Source organism: Ruegeria sp. BJ5, from assembly GCF_056537865.1.
The window spans coordinates 915,241-930,764 of sequence record NZ_JBQFSH010000001.1 but is presented as its reverse complement, the minus strand read 5'-3'; the positions used below and the strand labels follow the sequence as shown (position 1 = coordinate 930,764).

Genomic DNA, 15,524 nt, shown 5'->3' with positions numbered 1-15,524 from the left:
AGCCAGCGGCAGGCAGCCCTTAGTCGTCGTTGCCATCGGCGTCCGCTTCGACCAAGGTGATTGTGCCTGCGTCCACAAATGTGCGGATCGCCCCGACAATCTGGGTCATGGCCTCCTCTGCTTCGGCCTGCTTGACCTTGCCGCGTTCAGCAATTTCTTCGCGCAGGTTGTCGGCCATCCGCGCGGATATGCTGGACAACAGATAGTCGACCGAGGCTTTGTCATCCTCGGCTCTTGCGCCAGCCAGAGCGGTTATCAGAAGTGGCTGATCGACTTCGCGCAGGATGGCAGGCACATCCCGTGCAGCGATACGCGTGGCGATGTGTCCAAAGGTGAAAATGGACTTGCGAACAGCGCTGGCGAACTCAGAATCCTCCTCGTCAAGCGCATCCAGCAGCCCGTCACGCGTGGATGGGGGGGATTGGTTCAAGATCGCCCCGACGCGCGTGACGGGTGAATCGGTGAAGGCCGGAACCGGGCGTTGATCGAGTTGCGCGGCTAGTGACCAGCCGATCCGCTCCACCGCCTCGGGCGTCACGTTGGCGGTTTTTGAAACGGCATATGTAATCCGTCTGGCCACCGGCCCGGGCAATTGCGCCAACAACTGTGCCGCCTTTGCCGTTTCGAGCTTGGATAGCATGACGGCTGCAACTTCGGTGCTTTCTGCCTGAGCCATACGCGCGAGGTCTTCTGCAGGGGTGTCACGCAGGCGCAGCCATGGATCGCCGACCTGGCGCACACCCGCGACCTTGCGCAGCCGGGCAGCGGTCGCCGGGGCAATCTTGCCATTTACCGCGTCCAGCGCCCCGGCCAAGCCGTGCGGAAAGGCAAGTCCGATGCTGTCCAGTGTGTCTGCGAATTCTTGCGCGACAGCAGCGAGGGTCACGCGGTCAACCAGCCCCATCCGGCCCAGTTGGAGGGTCAGCCGTTCCTGCAGTTCGTCGGGCAACTCCTCCAACGGGAGATCGGCCCCCTCGTTCAACAGCAGGCGTACGATGATGGCGGCCTTCTGGCCGGGCGTGAGTTGACGAGGAACGACGCGAGGGGCGTCATCCGTCTGTTTCGCGGCCGGAGCAGAATTGCCCGGCGCGGTCTGTACCAAAGCATGTGAATCTTGCATCTGCCTGCGGTGTCAATTTTTGTTCCGCAGGCAGATTAGCGAGAGTCGAGTAAAGAAAGACTGAACCTAGTAGCTGTAAGTCAGCCCCGTGCGGATCGCCTCGCGCAGAGACGCTTCGGCCCAGGTGCCTTCTCCTCCGCGTGCCTTGATCTCGCGCCATTGCGTGATGGCCAGTTCGGTTTTCCCTTCGGTGACATATCCCTGGCCCATGTAGCTGCGGGCCAGAATGTTGTCAGGATTGGTTTCGATTGCGCGTTGGTAATAGGTGTTGGCCAGCTCGGCTTCGCCCATTTTGCGGTAGGTGAAACCCCAATACGTCAAAACGCGATCATCGTCTTGATCCATGACCCGCAACACGTCCTGCGCATTTTCGAACTGGCCGTCATAGGCAAGCTCGCGCACGGCCTGATACAATTGCTCTTCGCTGAAATTGGTCTTGTTCGGTTTGACGCATCGGCCGGCTGCTTCGTCATAGACGCGGCCGAACAGGCATTTCTTGGTGGTGTTTGTTGGTTTTGGGGGGCTGCTGTCACCGCCGGCGGCGCTGACCGCAGGGGCAAAGGCAAAGGTCTGAAGGGCTAGTGCCGTGGCCATCAAAAGGCGCATTGTCCTACTCCGTTCCAAGGGCTGCTCGCAAGAAGCATAGTGCGTTCTTCAAAAAAGCTAACAACCAATGGCTCGCTTTTATTCACAAGTAGGACAAGAATTCAGCTGCTGGCGTTTTTCACGCAGCTTTCCGAGGCCGAATCCCAAGTCGTGCCGGGCGCACAGGATTGCGATTGCTTGCTGTGGCCCTGGCAGGCGAATGCGGACGACGCAGACAGGGCAAGGGCCAGTGCGCAGAGGGTCGTGCGGATCATGGTGGGCTCTCCTTGAACGGAAATTGCCCACCCAGCATAGCCGATTTCGGACGTTTCCGCAAAAGACAGGGGCCCGGATCGTGCTGTGCGACCCGGGCCCCAACAAAAGCCGTTCCTGCGTCGAGGGTTACTCGCCGAACACCCGCTCGAAGATCGTGTCGACATGCTTGGTGTGATAGCCGAGGTCGAATTTTTCTTCGATCTCTTCCTTGCTCAGCGCTGCGGTCACATCCGAGTCGGCCAGCAGTTCGGTTTTGAAGTCCTTGCCTTCTTCCCAGACCTTCATCGCGTTGCGCTGCACCAGACGATAGGCGTCCTCGCGGCTGACGCCGGCCTGAGTCAGGGCCAACAGCACGCGTTGGCTCATGACCAGACCGCGGAACTTGTTCATGTTGGCCAGCATGTTGTCCGGATAGACCACCAGCTTGTCGATCACCCCGGTCAGGCGCGACAGGGCGAAATCCAGGGTCACGGTGGCGTCGGGGCCGATATTGCGCTCGACCGAGCTGTGGCTGATGTCGCGCTCGTGCCACAGGGCCACGTTCTCCATCGCCGGGATCACGGTCATGCGCACCAGCCGGGCCAGGCCGGTCAGGTTTTCGGTCAGCACCGGGTTACGTTTGTGCGGCATCGCCGACGAGCCCTTTTGGCCTTTGGAGAAAAACTCCTCGGCCTCCAGAACCTCGGTGCGCTGCATGTGGCGGATTTCGATGGCGATGTTCTCGATGCTGCTGGCGATCACGCCCAGCGTGGCAAAGAAGGCCGCATGGCGGTCGCGCGGGATGACCTGCGTGCTGATCGGCTCGGGCACCAGGCCCAGCTTTTCGCAGACATGCTCTTCGACGCGCGGATCGATATTGGCGAAGGTGCCGACCGCACCGCTGATGGCGCCGGTGGCGATCTCGGCGCGCGCGTCGCGCATCCGTGACAGGTTGCGGTCCATCTCGGCATAGAAGCGCGCGAAGGTCAGGCCCATGGTGGTGGGCTCGGCATGAATGCCGTGGCTGCGGCCGATGCGGACAGTGTCCTTGTGCTCGTAGGCGCGGCGCTTGAGTGCGGCCAGCAGGCCTTCGAGATCGGCGATCAGGATGTCGGCGGCGCGGGTCAGCTGCACGTTGAAGCAGGTGTCCAGCACGTCCGAGCTGGTCATGCCTTGGTGGACAAAGCGGGCCTCATCGCTGCCGACATGCTCGGCCAAATGGGTCAGAAAGGCGATGACGTCATGCTTGGTCACGGCCTCGATCTCGTCGATGCGGGCCACGTCGAATTCCACGTCCTTGGCCTTCCAGACGGCCTCGGCGTTTTCACGCGGGATGACGCCCAGATCGGCCATCGCGTCGCAGGCATGGGCCTCGATCTCGTACCAGATGCGGAACTTGGTCTCGGGCGACCAGACGGCAACCATTTCGGGGCGGGAATAGCGGGGAATCATGGGCGGCGGCACCTTTTTCGGTTGGCAATGGGTGTTGGCGCGGGTGATAGACTCGCCGGACCGTTGGGACAAGGCAGGAGACGCGGGATGAGACGGTTTGCCCTGATTTTGTTGGTTTGGCCCGGAATTCTGGCGGCCGACACGTTCCTACCGCTGACGGGCGCGCAGATTCTTGACGCTCTGTCGGGCCGGACGCTGGCTTATGACAATGGAGCCACACAGGTCTTCGAGCCGTCTATGGCCACGCAGTATTTCTCGGGTCGACCCAGCTCGGGGCGCTGGGCCGTGCGGGATGACAGATATTGTTCGATCTGGCCACCGTCTGACTTTTGGGCCTGTTACGATGTTCAGTCGGACGGTACGCGGATCCGATTTGTGGGTGAGGCGGGCGATGCGACAGTCGGCGTATATGCAGACTAGGCGGCAATGCAGGTCGGGCGGGCCCCTGAGCAAAACTCTTTAAAAACTGGACAAGCGCGGGTTGCATCGCTCATCCTCGGGACGATGACACCAACAAATAGAGATATCAGCTTGTTTAAGAAAAACCTTTTTGCCATCGGCGCGGCTTTTTGGGTCGGGATGGCGGGTGCGGGGCTGAGCGATACGCCGGTCACCTACACCGAAGGGGGGCGTGCGCTGTTTCAGTTCGATGTCCCGGATTTCTGGATGCTGCGCACGGGCGGCCCACGCGATCTTGAGGATACACAACTGGGCGATACCCGGTCCGTAAGCCGGGTGATGGCCGCGCGTCCGGTCACAGATGACTCGGTCTGGATCGGATTCGTTTCGCCGTTCGGCGTTGCCAGCATCGAGGACGGGGTCCGTTACTTGCAGGATGTCGACAAGTTTCTGGTCAAAAACCCAGAGGTGACAAGTGATGCGAACATGCGCATCGGCGGTTTGCCGGCCCGGGTCATTCGCGGCACCGGCACCCGTGACGGGCGTGGGATCAACTTCACCGCTACGGTGATCGACCTGCCGCGCAACCGTGTTGCGGTTGTAGTGACCATCCTGCGCGACGGTGCAGATCCTGGCTATGTCGAGGATCTGAATGCCATCTTCGCGTCATTCCGGTCAGTGCAGTGAGGGCGTGAAAATGGCAGGAACCTTTTTGAAGCGATCCGTCATCGTTCTGGGGCTTGGGGCCGGGGGATTCACCCTCTCGGGCTGTGAAGGCGTCACGGTCGGTGTAGGATACGGATATGACCCGTTCTATGACTCGATGCTGTGGAACGACTATTACCGCAACGTGAATGTCGACATTGACGTGGACCGCCCACCGCCGCCGGGTAAACCGCCGGGTGGAAAACCGCCGCCCAAACCCAAGCCGCCAATTGCGAAACCGCCTGCGCGGCCCAAACCTCCGATCGCCAAGCCGCCGGCGCGTCCTCGACCGCCCGTGGCCCGCCCACCAGCGGCACGGCCCCCGATCCACAGGCCTGCGCCTCGGCGATAGGCCATCCGGACCGGATATCGGTTCACGCCGGAGCCGCAACAGGTTCCGGCGGCAGCAGTTCGGTGGTGATATGCGCCGAATTTTCAAGCGTGCGGTGCACCGGGCATTTGTCGGCAATCTCAAGAAGCTTGATCCGCTGGTCATTGTCCAGCGGTCCGTCCAGTCGGATCTTGCGGCGGAACTGGTCGACCTTTCCATCCCCCGCCAACCCCGCGTCCTGCGCGTGCACCTTGTTGTGACAGACATCCACGCTGATCCCGGTCAGGGGCCATTGCTTGCGTCGCGCATACATTCGGATGGTCATCGAAGTGCACGCCCCAAGCCCGGCAGAAACAAAGCCATAAGGCGACATGCCGCGATCAGTCCCGCCGTAAGAGGCCGGCTCATCCGCCACGGCATGATGGCTTGGACCTGATTGAATGTCCTGAAGAAAACCACCCGGGTCCACTTCGGTCACGCGCACAACGCCTTCGGGCGCGCCCGGCGGCGGGGCGGGCGGCGACAGCGGCACATAGCGAGATACCCAGGCGGCGATGACATCGGCGGTGTATTCTGCATCCTTCGGACGGGTGATCAGGTGGTCTGCGTCGTCCAGCGTGACAAAGCTTTTGGGGTGCTTGGCGGCCAGAAAGATCGTGCTGGCATCGTCGATGCTGACTGTTTCGTCACGCGGCGCATGCAGGATCAGCAGCGCGGCCTTCAACTCGGCAATCGAGGGCGTCAGTTCGGATTCAGAGATGTCGCGCACAAACTCTCGGCCGATGCGGATGGGGCGCCCACCCAGCAGAACTTCGGCGCTGCCATCCTGTTCGATCTGGCCCCGCGCGTCTTCAAAGTGATGAGCCACATGGCCGGGATCGGCCGGGGCGCCGATCGTGACCACCGCCTTTACCGAGGGTATACCGGCCCGCGCCCGTAAGACCGCGGCCCCGCCCAAAGAATGCCCGACAAGCAGGTCAGGCGCCATGTTCCGACCCGCAAGAAACTGCGCAGCGGCGATCAGATCCTCAACGTTCGAAGTGAAAGTCGTGTTGGCGAACTCGCCTTCGGAATGGCCCAGCCCGGTGAAGTCGAACCGTAGAACGGCAAATCCCATCGCTGCAAGCCGCGCGCTGATGCGCCGGGCCGCGGGAATGTCCTTGGAGCAGGTAAAGCAATGCGCAAACAACGCAGTTGCCAGCACCGGCCCATCGGGGAGATCCAGCCGAGCAGCCAGCTTGCCACCATCGTGACCGGAAAATGTGACGCGTTCTGTGGGCATGTGGGGTCCTCAGGCTGTGATGCTAAGCGCAATACTGTGAATAAGGCAGTGCAGTCTCAACCCTTGTGACAGGACCGTCACGGGAAGGTGAGGGCGCAGGCGGTGGTCGTGAGGCGCCCTTTGTCCGGGAGGTGATCACAATTTGTGAAGTCTAAGCGAACAACAATTCGTTTTTACAATGATTCAGAAGCTCCCATGTTCGGCCTAACCGAAACAAAGGATCAAGGAGCGCGGAGATGACAAATTCGACAAACGCAGCGCATTTCGAAGCTGTACAGGTCGGTACGGCGGTTGCTGTCCTTCTGGCCACGGCCATCGGATTTGCCGCCGGACTGCACTGGCCCCAAGACATGTTTTCACCGGGCGCATCGGCAGAGCCGGTGCTTGAGGATTGGCACGGAAATGTGCGTCGCTCTCACTGGGCGGATTGAGACCTAGTCAAGCCCCATAAGCGCGGAATCGAACGGATAGCGGGTCAGGTTCTCAAAGCCGTCTTCGGTGATCAGAACCTGATCTTCCAGCTTGATCGAGAAATCGCCGCCGACTTCGCCCACGGCGGCCTCGACGCACAGTACCATGCCGGGTTCCAGCGGATAATCATATGAGCCTGGCACCGCCTTGTCCGGATAGGCCACCAACGGCCATTCATCACACAGGCCCACGCCATGCATCAGGCAGCCGTATTTCTGCGCCTGGAACTTGTCGTCCAGCCTGTGGCAGTTGGCGGTCAACTCGGGAATCATCACGCCGGGCTTCAGCATCTCCATGTTGGTCATGATGTGCTCGTGCGCGTGCTGCATGGCATAGACCATGTCGGGGCGCGGCTTTTGATCCCCGATCCACCAGGTGCGCGAGATGTCGACGCAGATGCCGTAGCTGCCGATCAGATCGGTATCGAAGGCGATGATCTCGTTCCTCTGCGTGATCCGCGGCCCGCATTCCTGAAACCACGGGTTGGTGCGCGGCCCCGAGGCCAGCAGGCGCGTTTCGATCCACTCGCCGCCGCGCTTGATGTTTTCGGCGTGCAGAACGGCCCAGATGTCATCCTCGGAGGTCTTGCCGTCACCAACATAGGTGCGGGCGAACTTCTCCATCTTGGCCACGGCGGTTTCGCAGGCGTGGCTGGCGCAACGCATGGCAAGGATCTCGTCAGGGCCCTTGATGGCGCGGGTCTTTTCGGTGACTTCCTCGCCCTCCATGATCTCGAAGCCCTGTGCCTCGAGCGCGCGGAGGCCGTGCAGCATGATCTTGTCCACCGCCAGCCGGGTGTGGCCGGGGGCGTGGTCCTGCATCAGTATGCGCACCTCGTTGGCGAACACGTCCGCCTGTACGTCCACCTTGTCGCCCCTGTCGAAATAGAACAAGTCCGCGCCCGAGCGCTGTTCCCGCACCAGCGGGTTGAATTTCGACAAAAAGGGCGAGTTCTTGTAGTCCCAGATCACCATGTAGCCATCGGAGCACAGCAGCACCGCCCGGAACGGGTTGTGTGTGTTCCACAGCTGCATGTTGGTGCTGTCGGTCGCATAGCGGATGTTGAGCGGGTCGAACATCAGCAGCCCGCCATAGCCTCGATCGACGATTGCCTGGGTCAGCCGTTTCCAGCGATATTCGCGCATCCGGTCCAGGTTGGGCAGTTGCAACCCGGCGGCGGCCCATTCGCTGAATGCAAGTTGGGTGGGGCCGATCTCTATCCGGTCATTGTCGTTCGGCGTGCCGTCGCCAAGCGTCGCGCCGCGGCTGGGGTCGATCTTGCGGGTGTCTCGGTAGTGGTGGTTCACGGCGCGCCTCCCTGCTTGCCGGTTCAGCCTGAAGGGGCAGGGCGGCCCCGTCTGGGTGAATTGCGACGATTTGCCAGTCGCTTTTTGACCGACAAGGCCTGTTTGGAGTGCTAACCCAAGGCCATGACAGCCATTCTGCAACAGACTCTGCCCTACGATCCGACCCAACAGCGACCGCTGCCGGGGATCGCGCCGACAACGATGGAGGACTGGCTTCATCGCGATGATGCCTTCGCCGCGCAGATGCGCCACCGCCAGCACCTGCTTGAAACCCGTCGGGACGACGTGCTTGCGCTGGACCCGCAGGCCCACCCGGCCGCCGTCGAACTGCTGGATCTGGTCTTGGCGCAGGCCTATCCCGAGGCGGCCGACACCGCGCAGCGCCCGGATGGGGCCGCCGTGCCGATTGACCGCGACAATCCTTTGGATACGCTTTGCATGCTGGCGCAGGAGGATTTCTGCATCCTGCAGAAACGGGGCGACGAGCATGTGTTGACCGGGGCCATCCTGTGCTTTCCCGCCAGCTGGCGTCTGTCCGAGAAATTCATGCGACCACTGATCGCCATTCACGAGCCGGTCGACAGCTATGATCCCAACATCGCTCGCCGGGTGCAGCGCCTGTTTGACGGGATTCAAATTGCTCGGCCTTTGTGGCGGTTCAACGCGCTGTGGTACGATGACCCCGAGTTGCACCAGCCCCGCAGTGCCAGCGCCCCGCGCGAGATCCGCAACCGCGGCACTGCACGGTACCTGCGCAGCGAGCGACAAACGCTTTTGCGGTTGCCCGAGACACGGGCCGTGGTGTTCTCGATCCACACCTATGTCGTGCCGGTCGAGCACCTGCCAGAAATGGAAAACCCCGCCTGATGGCGGGGCCTCCAAGGAGGGTCTTCTGGTAATTCAGTTACAGTCCGATCGCATTGGCGACATCGGCAAACGCACCACTTGAGTTCAGCGACACGATGGCGACCGTATAGGCCAGGACCTGAGTGTTCAGGCGAAAGTCTTCGCCCCGGATGAGGTTCACAGCGGCCATCGACAGAGCGATCGGGGCCGACAGGCTGGCAACGGCACCGGTCAGGGCCCAGCTGGTCAGTCGCAACGCGTCACTGGGCCGGTCGTCATCGCCATCCGTCGCGGCCGGTGCATCGGAAACGGGTGCGTTGGCCTCGTCGGAACGGAAGGCAATGCTGAGCAATTGCTCATCGGTCAATTGAATCGGGCGAGGCGGCTTTGCCGGTGCTTTGACGGCCTCGTGGTCATCAGTTGCTGCGGGCTCAAGGCCCGCAAAAGGTCCGCTGACCGCCTCGAACGCCTCGCGGCGGTTCCGCTGCTTGCGTGGCATCAACGAGTCAAACGCGCCCATGAACTGTTCGATCGTCAAAACGGTTTGCGGCGACAGCCATTCCACTCGTTGCGTCGAGCAGATGTCGACCATCCGATACAGCATGACGACAAGCATCAATTCGGAAATCTCAGGGTCATCCATCAGGCCTGAAACAGGCGAGACCGAAATCACCAATCGGTTGCGCGGGCGTGTCGCCGAGGGGCGCACCATGGTCTTCAGACCAACCGTACGGTCCAGACGCCCATAGCGGTCGCTGGTCTCCCGGGGTTCGGACTCGAGGGTCAAACGGACAAGGTACTGGCTGGACACGATGGTTGCCTCGGTCTGGCTCAGCAGGGTCTTTCGTTCCACAAGATGCCCGTAGTCCTCAAGAGTTGCCACCACGATATGGCCGAACCGCTCCAACGCGCCGTTCGTGTCGCCGTTGAATTGCAGGCCACCGTGGTATCTGTGCTTCGTGGTCACAGTCTTGCCCTCTGCCGTACGAATACTGAACCAACACTCTAGTCGGTGATGAGGGTCAAATTTTGACCATATTGCAAAAAAATGAATTTTTGCGACGATTGATTACGCTTTGGAAACCAAGAAATTAGAGCTTTCCACCCGACACTGTGGCAGCAATGTGGCGGAATTGAGTGCGGTGGCCCGGTGGCCAACAAAGCCTCAGTTGTCGATTCGAGCGGCCATGATCGCAATTGATTTTTGGTAAACCGATGCGGCGTTCCATTGCTGTATCACCGCAAAATTCGGTTCGCCGGGTTGATAGCCCCGGCCGGGTTTCCACCCTTTCTGCCGAAGAAAATTTGCGGTTGAGGCCAACGCATCCGTCATGTTGTAGAAGTCCACGCGCCCGTCACCCGTGGCGTCCACGCCATAGGTCAGAGCATTGCCGGGCAGAAACTGGGTGTGGCCCAACTCGCCATGTTTTGCCCCTTTTGTTGCCACCGTGATCGCCCCCTGATCGACCAGTTTCAGCGCCCCGATGGCATGGGGAACAAAGAAGTCGGACCGTCGACAATCGTAGGCCAATGTTGTGATTGCGGAAACAACCTGGCTGTCGCCCATGAAGTTTCCGAACCCGGTTTCCATGCCGTGAATGGCAATCAGAACGCCGGCCGGGACACCATACTGACGCTCCAGCGCCGCGTAGAATCCCGGGTTTCGGGCCTTGCGCTTGCGCCCCTGGACCACGATCGTATCCGCCCCTCGAACCTTCATGAACTTGTCGAGGGAATATTTGAAGCTTTTCTGCCCCCGATCCGCGGCGATGGTCCGTGTGGCATATTGGGTTTGCGCCAGAGCCTGCAGCCCTTTTTTCTTTACTCCGGCTTTGCGCGCCTGCTTGGCAAAGTCGGCCTTCCAGGCTTCAAAACCAGCGCCTGTGTTCCCGCAGGGAGCGGACTGCGCCGCCACGGGGGCACTCAGTGCAATGAAAACGGACAGGACCGTAAGGCGCATGGGGACCTCCTGGAAATCAGGGCAGGGTGGGTGCGATAACGTACAGGGCTTTTAGGGCCTCGCTGGGTTCAATCCCGGGCAGTGCGGCGCGAAAGATCTCTTCCATCGTGCCTTGGGCATACAGCTGCGACAGGATCTCATCGACCATCAGGCGAAAGTCATCGTCGCCGCGCGCAAGGGCCAGACCTTGCTTTTCAATCGTCAGAATCTCTTGCGAGATTTTGAAGTCGTCCTTCAATCCGGCTGCCAAATAGTTGACCAAAAGAATGGATTGGTCGGCGAAATAGGCGTCGATTTCTCCGTCCCTCAAAGCCTTGATCCCGTCGGGATGCGAGGCGAACCGAACAAGCTTTGCCTCGATCCCCGCTGATCCGAACGAGTTGAACACGGCTTCTTCGGTGGTCGTGCTGCTGCGCATGCCGACTTTCTTGCCGGAAAGCGACGCCATCGTGACATCCGCATCTATCGGCAGCAAAACCGATGTTCCGTCTACGAAGATCGGGATCGAGAAATCAACGGTTTCCCGCCGCGACAGGGTGATTGTCGCCGCGCCGCATAACAGGTCGATCTGGCCAGAGGCGACCATGTCAAAGCGCGTATCCGACTGCACCGGAATGAATTGTGCGGTCAGGTCATCCGCACCCAGTCGGCCGGCGATGGCTCGGGCAACCTGGTCGCAGATCATCACGGACAGCCCGTCGGGACGCTCCTTGTCGTTGATGAACGAAAGCGGGGCAGCATCCGTGCGAAACCCAAATCGGATTTCGCGCGTTTCTTTGATCCGGTCGATCGTCTGCGCCGCAGCGCCTGAAACAAGAAGTGCAGCGGAGAGGGTCAGGGCGAGAAGGCGCATGAATAATCCTGATAATTGAATTGATCTTCAGCCTAGCGGCAAAGGCGCCTGTCACAAAGGGAAATATGGGGACCGCGCAGCACTGAAAAGGGGCGCCCGACAGGACGCCCCCAAGGTCTTTTCATTGGACTTCCGACCGGGGTCAGCAGCTGTAGTACATGCCGTATTCGACCGGGTGCGGAGTGTGCTCGTAGGTTTCGACCTCTTCCATCTTCAGTGCGATGTAGCCGTCGATCTGGTCCTTGGTGAACACGTCGCCCTGCAGCAGGAAGTCGTGATCGGCCGCCAGGCATTCCAGCGCCTCGCGCAGGCTGCCGCAGACGGTCGGGATGCCGGCCAGCTCTTCGGCGGGCAGATCGTAGAGGTTCTTGTCCATGGCTTCGCCCGGATCGATCTTGTTCTTGATGCCGTCCAGACCGGCCATCAGCAGTGCCGCAAACGCCAGGTAGGGGTTTGCCGACGGATCGGGGAAGCGGGCCTCGACGCGCTTGGCTTTCGGCGATTCCGTCCATGGAATACGGACGCAGCCCGAGCGGTTGCGGGCCGAGTAGGCGCGCAGAACCGGCGCTTCGAAGCCCGGGATCAGGCGCTTGTAGCTGTTGGTCGACGGGTTGGTGAAGGCGTTCAGGGTCTTGGCGTGCTTGAGGATGCCGCCGATGAACCACAGAGCTTCGTCCGAAAGATCGGCATATTTGTCGCCTGCAAACAGCGGCTTGCCGTCCTTCCAGATCGACATGTTGACGTGCATACCGGTGCCGTTGTCACCCGCGATCGGCTTCGGCATGAAAGTGGCCGACTTGCCGTAGGCGTGCGCGACGTTGTGGATGACGTACTTGTATTTCTGCAGCTCGTCCGCCTGTTTGGTCAGGCTGTCGAAGATCAGGCCCAGCTCGTGCTGGCACGAGGCCACTTCGTGGTGGTGCTTGTCGACCTTCATGCCCAGACGCTTCATGGTCGACAGCATTTCCGAACGCAGGTCCTGCGCCTCGTCGATTGGGTTCACGGGGAAGTAGCCACCCTTGACGCCCGGACGATGGCCCATGTTGCCCATCTCGTATTCGGTGTCGGTGTTCCAGGATGCATCGGTTGCATCAACTTCGTAGGACACCTTGTTGATGCTGTTCGAGAAACGCACGTCGTCGAACAGGAAGAACTCGGCCTCGGGGCCCATGTAAGCCACGTCGCCAACGCCCGAAGACTTCAGGTAGGCTTCGGCCTTCTGCGCGGTGCCGCGCGGGTCACGCTCATAGGCTTCGCCGGTATCGGGTTCCACGACCGAGCAGTGCAGGCAGATTGTCTTTTCCGCATAGAAGGGATCGACATACGCGCTTTCAGTATCGGGCATCAGTTTCATGTCCGATGCTTCAATCGACTTCCAACCGGCGATGGACGAACCGTCGAACATGAAGCCTTCCTCAAGGAAGTCTTCGTCGACCTGGTCGGCCATGACGGTCACGTGCTGAAGCTTGCCACGCGGATCGGTGAAGCGGATGTCGACATACTCGGCACCCTCGTCTTTGATCAGCTGAAGAACTGCGTCCTTGCTCATTACTATGTTCCTCTAGATTGCAGAATTGGTATTACAGCGCGTCCGAGCCGGTCTCGCCGGTCCGGATGCGAATGGCTTGTTCAACGGACGAGACAAAGATCTTGCCGTCCCCGATCTTGTCGGTCTTGGCGGCCGACACGATGGCTTCGATGGCCGCGTCGACCTGATCGGCATCCAGAACGACCTCAACTTTGACCTTGGGCAGAAAGTCCACGACATATTCCGCACCGCGGTACAGTTCGGTGTGTCCTTTCTGGCGGCCGAAGCCCTTGACTTCGATCACGCTGAGGCCCTGGACGCCAACGTCCTGCAGGGCCTCTTTCACTTCGTCCAATTTGAACGGCTTGATGATCGCTTCGATCTTTTTCATCCGGGCTCACCTCGCATGGTTGTCAGAATGGCAGTGATCACGTCTAAGATCGGGCGGCAATGCGATTGCCGAATTGACCGTCTGCTGGTGAAGGGATTCTGGGCGGCGGGCCAATTTTTAGGCAAGTTGCGCAAAAATTAATCAGATTTGAAACGTGCGAGGGTTTCGGATGCCAAAACTGCTGACTTCGTCCCAGATGAGGGCGGCCGAACGCGCCGCAATCGAATCCGGGTTTGTCACCGGCCTTGAGCTGATGGAGAGCGCAGGTCGCGGGGTGGTCGAGGCCGTCTTTGAAACCTGGCCTGACCTGGCGGCGGGGTCAGGGCGGGCCGTTGTGTTGTGCGGGCCGGGCAACAACGGCGGCGACGGTTTTGTGGTTGCGCGCATTCTGAAAGAGTGGGGGTGGGTCGTGGACCTCTTCCTGTTGGGCGACCCCGAGAAGTTGCCTGCAGACGCGCGGGCGAATTATGAGCGCTGGTGCGCGATGGGTTCGTGCCATGGGCTGTCCGATGACGCGTTCGATGCCTACGCCGCGGCCTGTTTGGATACTGTTCTGGCGGTTGATGCCTTGTTCGGAACCGGGTTGACGAGACCGGTAGCCGGGCTGCCACGGACAATGCGTAAATTGGGCCAGTGGAAAGCGTCACAGTCGGAAGGTGGTTACCCACGTGTCGTCTGTGTGGACATTCCCAGCGGCCTATGCGCGGACAGTGGTCGGCGTCTGGTGTCAGAGGGATTTGCCCCCGAAGACTGCGCCGTTTCAGCCAACCTGACGGTGACGTTTCATACCGCAAAGCCGGGCCATTATCTGGCCGAGGGACCAGAGTGCTGTGGCAGGATGTCCGTTGTCGACATCGGTCTGCCGGCTCTGTCAGTTGAAGAAACGCCAGATGATCGGCCGAGTGTGTTGCTGGACCCCGAAAATCTGCCTGATCTGCGGAAATCGGCTTTCGATCACAAATACGGTCACGGTCATGCGCTGATCCTGACAGGCGACACAGGTAGAACAGGTGCCGCGCGATTGGCTGCCCGCGGAGCGTTGCGCGTGGGCGCTGGTCTTGTCACGCTGGGTGTCCCTCCCGCCGCATCGCAGGAAGTCGCCGGCCAAGTCACCGCGGTCATGATTGAGCAGATCGCAGGCGAGGATGGGCTGGCCATTGCATTGCGGGACCAACGCCTGAACGCGCTGTGCCTAGGGCCCGGATTGGGCCTGGACAAGGCCCGATCGCTGGTCCCCGTGGCATTGGAGTCCGGCAGGGCAACCGTGCTGGATGCTGACGCTCTTTCGGCATTTGCTGAAGATCCAGCGTCACTGATGGCGATCCTGCATAAAAACTGCGTCCTGACACCGCACGGCGGTGAATTCGCCCGTCTGTTCCCCGACATCTCGGCCAAGCTTTCCTTACATCCCAAGAATGGACCAGCTTTCTCAAAGGTTGATGCCGTGCGCGAGGCGGCCGGCAGGGCAGGGTGCGTGGTTCTTTTCAAGGGACCGGACACTGTGATTGCGGGTCCGGACGGTCAGTGCTCGATCCATTCAGCCCAAAATGATCGGGCCGCGCCGTGGCTGGCGACTGCAGGCGCGGGCGATGTGTTGGCGGGTTTTTTGACAGGGCTGCTGGCACGTGGATTGCACCCGCTGAAAGCCGCCGAAACCGCCGTCTGGCTTCACGTGGAGTGCGCGCGCGCTTTTGGCCCGGGATTGATCGCGGAAGACCTTCCCGAGCAACTGCCCGGTGTGCTCAAGCGTCTTCAGGTATGAAGTTCTTGCGTGTTCCCAAGGCGCAAGGCTAAAATATCGGCGGGTTTTTGCTGTCAAGACCGCGCAAATGCATAGCGAGTGTTTGCCAAACGCATGGCCGGATGGCAGAATTCTCTTGCGGGCCGTCTGAAGCCTGCACGCGTTTGTTGTTAAAATATTGATAACACGGACATTTTGCTTTGCTGCCACTCTGTCTTTGTGGCGGATTTGCAATGATCGAGCTGAATGGCGTAGGGGCCTCTGGAACCGGACAGTTCCACTGAACATCTGGGCAGTA

At 60.5% G+C, this 15,524-nt stretch carries 17 protein-coding genes; 6 read left to right on the top strand and 11 right to left on the bottom strand.

The genetic code is table 11. From position 1 onward, the window contains the following. Nucleotides 1-19: 19 nt before the first annotated feature. From ACR0NY_RS04650 to purB, 4 genes are all read right to left on the bottom strand, one after another. Nucleotides 20-1,120: a flagellar motor switch protein FliG gene (locus ACR0NY_RS04650; RefSeq protein WP_170368655.1), complete on the bottom strand. Its 1,101-nt coding sequence runs from the start codon at nt 1,118-1,120 to the stop codon at nt 20-22. A 66-nt stretch (nt 1,121-1,186) separates the two neighbouring features. Next, a complete protein-coding gene (locus ACR0NY_RS04645; protein WP_170368654.1) occupies nt 1,187-1,726 on the bottom strand; it encodes a tetratricopeptide repeat protein in 540 nt (179 codons plus the stop codon). Nucleotides 1,727-1,827: 101 nt separating this feature from the next. Further along, nucleotides 1,828-1,980, bottom strand: a complete 153-nt coding sequence (locus ACR0NY_RS04640; protein WP_141138470.1) for an adenylosuccinate lyase — start codon at nt 1,978-1,980, stop codon at nt 1,828-1,830. A gap of 127 nt (nt 1,981-2,107) precedes the next feature. Next, nucleotides 2,108-3,412 (bottom strand): adenylosuccinate lyase, encoded by a 1,305-nt coding sequence (gene purB / locus ACR0NY_RS04635; RefSeq protein WP_170368653.1) that lies wholly within the window; start codon nt 3,410-3,412, stop codon nt 2,108-2,110. Between the two features lie 87 nt (nt 3,413-3,499). Here purB and ACR0NY_RS04630 point away from each other — a divergent pair, with 87 nt between their 5' ends. The 3 genes from ACR0NY_RS04630 (at nt 3,500) to ACR0NY_RS04620 (ending at nt 4,868) form a co-directional block, all read left to right on the top strand. Next, nucleotides 3,500-3,832, top strand: coding sequence for a hypothetical protein (locus tag ACR0NY_RS04630; RefSeq protein WP_170363208.1), 333 nt, complete (start codon nt 3,500-3,502; stop codon nt 3,830-3,832). Between the two features lie 111 nt (nt 3,833-3,943). Beyond that, nucleotides 3,944-4,498 carry a hypothetical protein gene (locus ACR0NY_RS04625; RefSeq protein ID WP_254428878.1) on the top strand — a complete coding sequence of 185 codons (555 nt, stop codon included), beginning with the start codon at nt 3,944-3,946 and terminating at the stop codon, nt 4,496-4,498. 10 nt (nt 4,499-4,508) lie between these two features. Further along, on the top strand, nt 4,509-4,868 hold the full coding sequence (locus ACR0NY_RS04620; protein WP_170338034.1) for a hypothetical protein: 360 nt from the start codon (nt 4,509-4,511) through the stop codon (nt 4,866-4,868). A 22-nt stretch (nt 4,869-4,890) separates the two neighbouring features. On the opposite strand, the gene ACR0NY_RS04615 is transcribed toward ACR0NY_RS04620, so the two are convergent. Further along, a complete protein-coding gene (locus ACR0NY_RS04615; protein WP_170368652.1) occupies nt 4,891-6,129 on the bottom strand; it encodes a bifunctional alpha/beta hydrolase/OsmC family protein in 1,239 nt (412 codons plus the stop codon). A 236-nt stretch (nt 6,130-6,365) separates the two neighbouring features. On the opposite strand from ACR0NY_RS04615, the gene ACR0NY_RS04610 reads away from it, so the two are divergent. Further along, nucleotides 6,366-6,560, top strand: coding sequence for a hypothetical protein (locus ACR0NY_RS04610; RefSeq protein ID WP_170338038.1), 195 nt, complete (start codon nt 6,366-6,368; stop codon nt 6,558-6,560). A gap of 3 nt (nt 6,561-6,563) precedes the next feature. Here ACR0NY_RS04610 and dddP read toward each other — a convergent pair whose 3' ends face one another. Beyond that, nucleotides 6,564-7,907, bottom strand: coding sequence for a dimethylsulfonioproprionate lyase DddP (dddP, locus tag ACR0NY_RS04605; protein WP_170368651.1), 1,344 nt, complete (start codon nt 7,905-7,907; stop codon nt 6,564-6,566). Nucleotides 7,908-8,030: 123 nt separating this feature from the next. Here dddP and ACR0NY_RS04600 point away from each other — a divergent pair, with 123 nt between their 5' ends. Then, on the top strand, nt 8,031-8,774 hold the full coding sequence (locus ACR0NY_RS04600) for a heme-dependent oxidative N-demethylase family protein (RefSeq protein WP_170368650.1): 744 nt from the start codon (nt 8,031-8,033) through the stop codon (nt 8,772-8,774). 37 nt (nt 8,775-8,811) lie between these two features. On the opposite strand, the gene ACR0NY_RS04595 is transcribed toward ACR0NY_RS04600, so the two are convergent. From ACR0NY_RS04595 to ACR0NY_RS04575, 5 genes are all read right to left on the bottom strand, one after another. Continuing rightward, a complete protein-coding gene (locus ACR0NY_RS04595; RefSeq protein ID WP_367646345.1) occupies nt 8,812-9,720 on the bottom strand; it encodes a hypothetical protein in 909 nt (302 codons plus the stop codon). A gap of 198 nt (nt 9,721-9,918) precedes the next feature. After that, nucleotides 9,919-10,713 (bottom strand): lytic murein transglycosylase, encoded by a 795-nt coding sequence (locus tag ACR0NY_RS04590; RefSeq protein ID WP_170338044.1) that lies wholly within the window; start codon nt 10,711-10,713, stop codon nt 9,919-9,921. A gap of 16 nt (nt 10,714-10,729) precedes the next feature. Further along, entirely contained in the window at nt 10,730-11,566 is an 837-nt protein-coding gene (locus ACR0NY_RS04585; RefSeq protein ID WP_170368649.1) for an amino acid ABC transporter substrate-binding protein, read from the bottom strand. Between the two features lie 142 nt (nt 11,567-11,708). Continuing rightward, nucleotides 11,709-13,115 (bottom strand): type I glutamate--ammonia ligase, encoded by a 1,407-nt coding sequence (gene glnA, locus ACR0NY_RS04580; RefSeq protein WP_093962421.1) that lies wholly within the window; start codon nt 13,113-13,115, stop codon nt 11,709-11,711. A gap of 31 nt (nt 13,116-13,146) precedes the next feature. Then, nucleotides 13,147-13,485: a P-II family nitrogen regulator gene (locus tag ACR0NY_RS04575; RefSeq protein ID WP_093962420.1), complete on the bottom strand. Its 339-nt coding sequence runs from the start codon at nt 13,483-13,485 to the stop codon at nt 13,147-13,149. Between the two features lie 169 nt (nt 13,486-13,654). On the opposite strand from ACR0NY_RS04575, the gene ACR0NY_RS04570 reads away from it, so the two are divergent. Further along, the gene (locus ACR0NY_RS04570) at nt 13,655-15,247 is read left to right on the top strand and encodes an NAD(P)H-hydrate dehydratase (protein WP_170368647.1); all 1,593 of its coding nucleotides are present in this window, start codon (nt 13,655-13,657) and stop codon (nt 15,245-15,247) included. Nucleotides 15,248-15,524: the final 277 nt, after the last annotated feature.

What these genes read in the sequence shown, in the direction of transcription:
- ACR0NY_RS04640 (WP_141138470.1), bottom strand. Translation starts at nt 1,980, where the DNA reads ATGATCCGCACGACCCTCTGCGCACTGGCCCTTGCCCTGTCTGCGTCG.
- ACR0NY_RS04590 (WP_170338044.1), bottom strand. Translation starts at nt 10,713, where the DNA reads ATGCGCCTTACGGTCCTGTCCGTTTTCATTGCACTGAGTGCCCCCGTG.
- ACR0NY_RS04610 (WP_170338038.1), top strand. Translation starts at nt 6,366, where the DNA reads ATGACAAATTCGACAAACGCAGCGCATTTCGAAGCTGTACAGGTCGGT.
- ACR0NY_RS04570 (WP_170368647.1), top strand. Translation starts at nt 13,655, where the DNA reads ATGCCAAAACTGCTGACTTCGTCCCAGATGAGGGCGGCCGAACGCGCC.
- ACR0NY_RS04615 (WP_170368652.1), bottom strand. Translation starts at nt 6,129, where the DNA reads ATGCCCACAGAACGCGTCACATTTTCCGGTCACGATGGTGGCAAGCTG.
- ACR0NY_RS04620 (WP_170338034.1), top strand. Translation starts at nt 4,509, where the DNA reads ATGGCAGGAACCTTTTTGAAGCGATCCGTCATCGTTCTGGGGCTTGGG.
- ACR0NY_RS04630 (WP_170363208.1), top strand. Translation starts at nt 3,500, where the DNA reads ATGAGACGGTTTGCCCTGATTTTGTTGGTTTGGCCCGGAATTCTGGCG.
- ACR0NY_RS04650 (WP_170368655.1), bottom strand. Translation starts at nt 1,120, where the DNA reads ATGCAAGATTCACATGCTTTGGTACAGACCGCGCCGGGCAATTCTGCT.
- ACR0NY_RS04585 (WP_170368649.1), bottom strand. Translation starts at nt 11,566, where the DNA reads ATGCGCCTTCTCGCCCTGACCCTCTCCGCTGCACTTCTTGTTTCAGGC.
- ACR0NY_RS04600 (WP_170368650.1), top strand. Translation starts at nt 8,031, where the DNA reads ATGACAGCCATTCTGCAACAGACTCTGCCCTACGATCCGACCCAACAG.
- purB (WP_170368653.1), bottom strand. Translation starts at nt 3,412, where the DNA reads ATGATTCCCCGCTATTCCCGCCCCGAAATGGTTGCCGTCTGGTCGCCC.
- glnA (WP_093962421.1), bottom strand. Translation starts at nt 13,115, where the DNA reads ATGAGCAAGGACGCAGTTCTTCAGCTGATCAAAGACGAGGGTGCCGAG.
- ACR0NY_RS04575 (WP_093962420.1), bottom strand. Translation starts at nt 13,485, where the DNA reads ATGAAAAAGATCGAAGCGATCATCAAGCCGTTCAAATTGGACGAAGTG.
- ACR0NY_RS04645 (WP_170368654.1), bottom strand. Translation starts at nt 1,726, where the DNA reads ATGCGCCTTTTGATGGCCACGGCACTAGCCCTTCAGACCTTTGCCTTT.